The 5704-nt window shown below is 55.9% G+C and carries 3 rRNA genes; all 3 read right to left on the reverse strand.

What is annotated here, in order from left to right:
- Positions 1 to 96: 96 nt before the first annotated feature.
- Positions 97 to 213, reverse strand: a 5S ribosomal RNA gene (gene rrf, locus CWN80_RS15105).
- 96 nt (positions 214 to 309) lie between these two features.
- Positions 310 to 3422: ribosomal RNA gene (locus CWN80_RS15110) — 23S ribosomal RNA — on the reverse strand.
- A 377-nt stretch (positions 3423 to 3799) separates the two neighbouring features.
- Positions 3800 to 5322: ribosomal RNA gene (locus tag CWN80_RS15115) — 16S ribosomal RNA — on the reverse strand.
- The 16S, 23S and 5S rRNA genes sit together here, the layout of an rRNA operon.
- Positions 5323 to 5704 lie beyond the last annotated feature (382 nt).

Raw genomic sequence — 5704 nt, forward strand, 5'->3', positions numbered from 1 at the left:
CACTCCCCTGATGGGGCGTGGATTGCAAACATGTGATGCCCGCGGAATGTGCGAGAGCCCCCAACGACTCGTTGGGGGCTCTCGACTTCAATGTTTGTCCGGCTGCGTCCTACTCTCCCACACCGTTCCCAGTGCAGTACCATCGGCGCTGAAGGGCTTAGCTTCCGGGTTCGGAATGGGACCGGGCGTTTCCCCTTCGCTATGACAGCCGAAACTCTATGGAAATACGTGGACAGTGTCCCGACCGTATCTCGGGAACTGCACAGTGGACGCGAGTCAATCTTTTGTTACGCAACACAAGGTTGAGTGTGTATCAAGTCATCGGCTTATTAGTACCAGTCAGCTCCATGCATTGCTGCACTTCCACATCTGGCCTATCAACCCAGTAGTCTACTGGGAGCCTCTCGAACCGAAGTTCATGGAAACCTCATCTTGAGACATGCTTCCCGCTTAGATGCTTTCAGCGGTTATCACTTCCGAACGTAGCTAATGAGCGGTGCCCTTGGCAGAACAACTCACACACCAGAGGTTCGTCCAACCCGGTCCTCTCGTACTAGGGTCAGCCTCTCTCAAGTTTCCTACGCGCACAGCGGATAGGGACCGAACTGTCTCACGACGTTCTAAACCCAGCTCGCGTGCCGCTTTAATGGGCGAACAGCCCAACCCTTGGGAGATACTCCACCCCCAGGATGCGACGAGCCGACATCGAGGTGCCAAACCATCCCGTCGATATGGACTCTTGGGGAAGATCAGCCTGTTATCCCCGGGGTACCTTTTATCCGTTGAGCGACGGCGCTTCCACAAGCCACCGTCGGGTCACTAGTTCCGACTTTCGTCCCTGCTCGACATGTCTGTCTCGCAGTCAAGCTCCCTTGTACACTTGCACTCGCCACCTGATTGCCAACCAGGCTGAGGGAACCTTTGAGCGCCTCCGTTACATTTTAGGAGGCAACCGCCCCAGTTAAACTACCCACCAGGCAATGTCCCTGATCCGGATCACGGACCGAGGTTAGATAACCAGAACGACCAGAGTGGTATTTCAACGATGACTCCACACACACTGGCGTGCATGCTTCACAGTCTCCCACCTATCCTACACAAGCCGTCCCGATCACCAATACCAAGCTATAGTGAAGGTCCCGGGGTCTTTCCGTCCTGCTGCGCGTAACGAGCATCTTTACTCGTAGTGCAATTTCGCCGAGTTCGCGGTTGAGACAGTGGAGAAGTCGTTACGCCATTCGTGCAGGTCGGAACTTACCCGACAAGGAATTTCGCTACCTTAGGATGGTTATAGTTACCACCGCCGTTTACTGGGGCTTAAATTCTCAGCTTCGCCCACAAGGGGCTAACCGGTCCTCTTAACCTTCCAGCACCGGGCAGGCGTCAGTCCGTATACATCGTCTTGCGACTTCGCACGGACCTGTGTTTTTAGTAAACAGTCGCTTCTCCCTGGTCTCTGCGGCCCATCTTCCTAGCCCGCAAGGGGCTTCAGAATCCGGGCCCCCCTTCTCCCGAAGTTACGGGGGCATTTTGCCGAATTCCTTAACCACGATTCACTCGATCGCCTTAGTATTCTCTACTTAACCACCTGAGTCGGTTTGGGGTACGGGCGGCTAGAACCTCGCTAGAGGATTTTCTCGGCAGCATAGGATCACCCTGCTTCCCGCTATAAGCGGTCACTATCAGGTCTCAGGATACGTGCCAGGCGGATTTGCCTACCTGACTCCCTACACCCTTGGACGTGGACAACCATCGCCACGCGGAGGCTACCTTCCTGCGTCTCCCCATTGCTTGACTACTACCAGATCGGGTCACGCGTTCCACCCACCAACGAGATCCGAAGACCTCTAAGGGTGAGCTTCAGGCGTTTAGCATCACTGGATTCATCATGGGCGGTTCTTCGCCGGTTCCGGAATATCAACCGGATGTCCATCGACTACGCCTGTCGGCCTCGCCTTAGGTCCCGACTTACCCAGGGCAGATTAGCTTGACCCTGGAACCCTTGGTTATTCGGCGGACGGGTTTCTCACCCGTCTTTCGCTACTCATGCCTGCATTCTCACTCGTGTGGCATCCACGACTGGATCACTCCGCCGCTTCACTCGCCACACGACGCTCCCCTACCCATCAACACGCCTGGACACCACAAGGGTGCCGAGCAGTGTGTCAATGCCACAGCTTCGGTGGTGTGCTTGAGCCCCGCTACATTGTCGGCGCGGAATCACTTGACCAGTGAGCTATTACGCACTCTTTAAAGGGTGGCTGCTTCTAAGCCAACCTCCTGGTTGTCACGGCAACTCCACATCCTTTTCCACTTAGCACACGCTTAGGGACCTTAGCTGGTGATCTGGGCTGTTTCCCTCTCGACTACGGAGCTTATCCCCCGCAGTCTCACTGCCACGCTCTCACTTACCGGCATTCGGAGTTTGGCTAACGTCAGTAACCTGGTGAGGCCCATCGGCTATCCAGTAGCTCTACCTCCGGTAAGAAACACGTGACGCTGCACCTAAATGCATTTCGGGGAGAACCAGCTATCACGGAGTTTGATTGGCCTTTCACCCCTACCCACAGCTCATCCCCTCAGTTTTCAACCTAAGTGGGTTCGGTCCTCCACGACGTCTTACCGTCGCTTCAACCTGGCCATGGGTAGATCACTCCGCTTCGGGTCTAGACCCAGCGACTCAAACGCCCTATTCGGACTCGCTTTCGCTACGGCTTCCCCACACGGGTTAACCTTGCCACTGAGCACTAACTCGCAGGCTCATTCTTCAAAAGGCACGCCGTCACCCCACAAGGAGGCTCCGACGGATTGTAAGCGCACGGTTTCAGGATCTATTTCACTCCCCTCCCGGGGTACTTTTCACCTTTCCCTCACGGTACTTGTCCGCTATCGGTCACCAGGGAATATTTAGGCTTAGCGGGTGGTCCCGCCAGATTCACACGGGATTTCTCGGGCCCCGTGCTACTTGGGAAATCTTCCATGGAGTCCACGCCATTTCGTCTACGGGGGTCGCACCCTCTGTGCCGGGCCATTCAAGACCCTTCGACTATGACAAAGATTTTTTACTCCACCACGACATGTCAGCATCGTGAAAAAGCTCCCACAACCCCGGACCTGCAACGCCTGACAGCTATCACACAGACCCGGTTTGGCCTCATCCGCTTTCGCTCGCCACTACTCACGGAATCACTATTGTTTTCTCTTCCTGCGGGTACTGAGATGTTTCACTTCCCCGCGTTCCCTCTACCTGCCCTATATATTCAGGCAGGAGTGACTGGACTTGCCTCCAGCCGGGTTTCCCCATTCGGAAATCCTCGGATCAAAGTCTGGTTATCGACTCCCCGAGGCTTATCGCAGATTCCTACGTCCTTCTTCGGTTCCTGGTGCCAAGGCATCCACCGTGCGCCCTTAAAAACTTGAGCCACAAAGATGCTCGCGTCCACTGTGTAGTTCTCAACATACGGGCGGCACCCCACCACACGACCACGCCCACAGAAACCAGTTCCATGAGTACGCGACCAGGCGAGGCCCACAACCCACACCCAACCAGCACAAGCCGGCCAAGCGCGTGGTCTTGAAGCTTCACTCGCGTGAACCCTCAGGACCCAACAACGTGTCAGACACCCCCCACACGCCACCACACTTTCCACCACACCAAACAGTGCAGGTACTCACACAGCGACACACAAGAGACGTCAAATAATCGATGTTCCACCCAGAGCACCAGGTGTCAGACACTCGCCGACAAACCCAGCGTTTTTGAACCACCCACACCAGGCAGGCAGCCAAAGCTCCTTAGAAAGGAGGTGATCCAGCCGCACCTTCCGGTACGGCTACCTTGTTACGACTTAGTCCCAATCGCCAGTCCCACCTTCGACGGCTCCCTCCACAAGGGTTGGGCCACCGGCTTCGGGTGTTACCGACTTTCGTGACTTGACGGGCGGTGTGTACAAGGCCCGGGAACGTATTCACCGCAGCGTTGCTGATCTGCGATTACTAGCGACTCCGACTTCATGGGGTCGAGTTGCAGACCCCAATCCGAACTGAGACCGGTTTTTTGGGATTCGCTCCACCTTACGGTTTCGCAGCCCTTTGTACCGGCCATTGTAGCATGCGTGAAGCCCAAGACATAAGGGGCATGATGATTTGACGTCATCCCCACCTTCCTCCGAGTTGACCCCGGCAGTCTTCCATGAGTCCCCACCATAACGTGCTGGCAACATAGAACGAGGGTTGCGCTCGTTGCGGGACTTAACCCAACATCTCACGACACGAGCTGACGACAACCATGCACCACCTGTATACCGACCTAAAAGGGGCACCCATCTCTGGATGTTTCCGATATATGTCAAGCCTTGGTAAGGTTCTTCGCGTTGCATCGAATTAATCCGCATGCTCCGCCGCTTGTGCGGGCCCCCGTCAATTCCTTTGAGTTTTAGCCTTGCGGCCGTACTCCCCAGGCGGGGCGCTTAATGCGTTAGCTGCGGCACGGAACTCGTGGAATGAGTCCCACACCTAGCGCCCAACGTTTACGGCATGGACTACCAGGGTATCTAATCCTGTTCGCTCCCCATGCTTTCGCTTCTCAGCGTCAGTAGTGGCCCAGAGACCTGCCTTCGCCATCGGTGTTCCTCCTGATATCTGCGCATTTCACCGCTACACCAGGAATTCCAGTCTCCCCTACCACACTCTAGTCTGCCCGTACCCACTGCAAGTCCGGGGTTGAGCCCCGGATTTTCACAGCAGACGCGACAAACCGCCTACAAGCTCTTTACGCCCAATAATTCCGGACAACGCTCGCACCCTACGTATTACCGCGGCTGCTGGCACGTAGTTAGCCGGTGCTTCTTCTGCAGGTACCGTCACTTTCGCTTCTTCCCTGCTGAAAGAGGTTTACAACCCGAAGGCCGTCATCCCTCACGCGGCGTCGCTGCATCAGGCTTTCGCCCATTGTGCAATATTCCCCACTGCTGCCTCCCGTAGGAGTCTGGGCCGTGTCTCAGTCCCAGTGTGGCCGGTCGCCCTCTCAGGCCGGCTACCCGTCGTCGCCTTGGTGAGCCATTACCTCACCAACAAGCTGATAGGCCGCGAGCCCATCCCAAACCGAAAAACTTTCCAAACCATGCCCATGCGGGCCAGTTTCGTATCCAGTATTAGACGCCGTTTCCAGCGCTTATTCCAGAGTCTGGGGCAGGTTGCTCACGTGTTACTCACCCGTTCGCCACTGATCCACTCCAGCAAGCTGGAGCATCACCGTTCGACTTGCATGTGTTAAGCACGCCGCCAGCGTTCGTCCTGAGCCAGGATCAAACTCTCCGTTGATGATCAACACCCCCTCGAACCCACAAAGAGCTCACAAGGAGGCCAATCCATAACCCAACAAAGGGCTGAACCATGACTGAGCAAGAACAACCAGCGCAATCGCTGTTTGATTCATTGTCAACCAAAGGAAAAAATTCGCTCGACCAACCACACCCAACCCCCACAACGAGGACCAGGCACAATCAGCCAAAACGAGGTATTGGCATCGATTTTTGACACGCTGTTGAGTTCTCAAGATTCACACGCACACCCCACACAACCCACCACATCAGGCGAACCGCACAAGGGGCAACTTCTCCAACTTACCGCTGTCCACGCTTGGGCGTCAACTCCGTGACCCGCTCTCAGAGCGGCCGGAGACCTACGCGCTTGGATCTTCAGC

Origin of the sequence: Janibacter hoylei PVAS-1 (assembly GCF_004025845.1) — a bacterium.
Classification (GTDB): domain Bacteria; phylum Actinomycetota; class Actinomycetes; order Actinomycetales; family Dermatophilaceae; genus Janibacter; species Janibacter hoylei.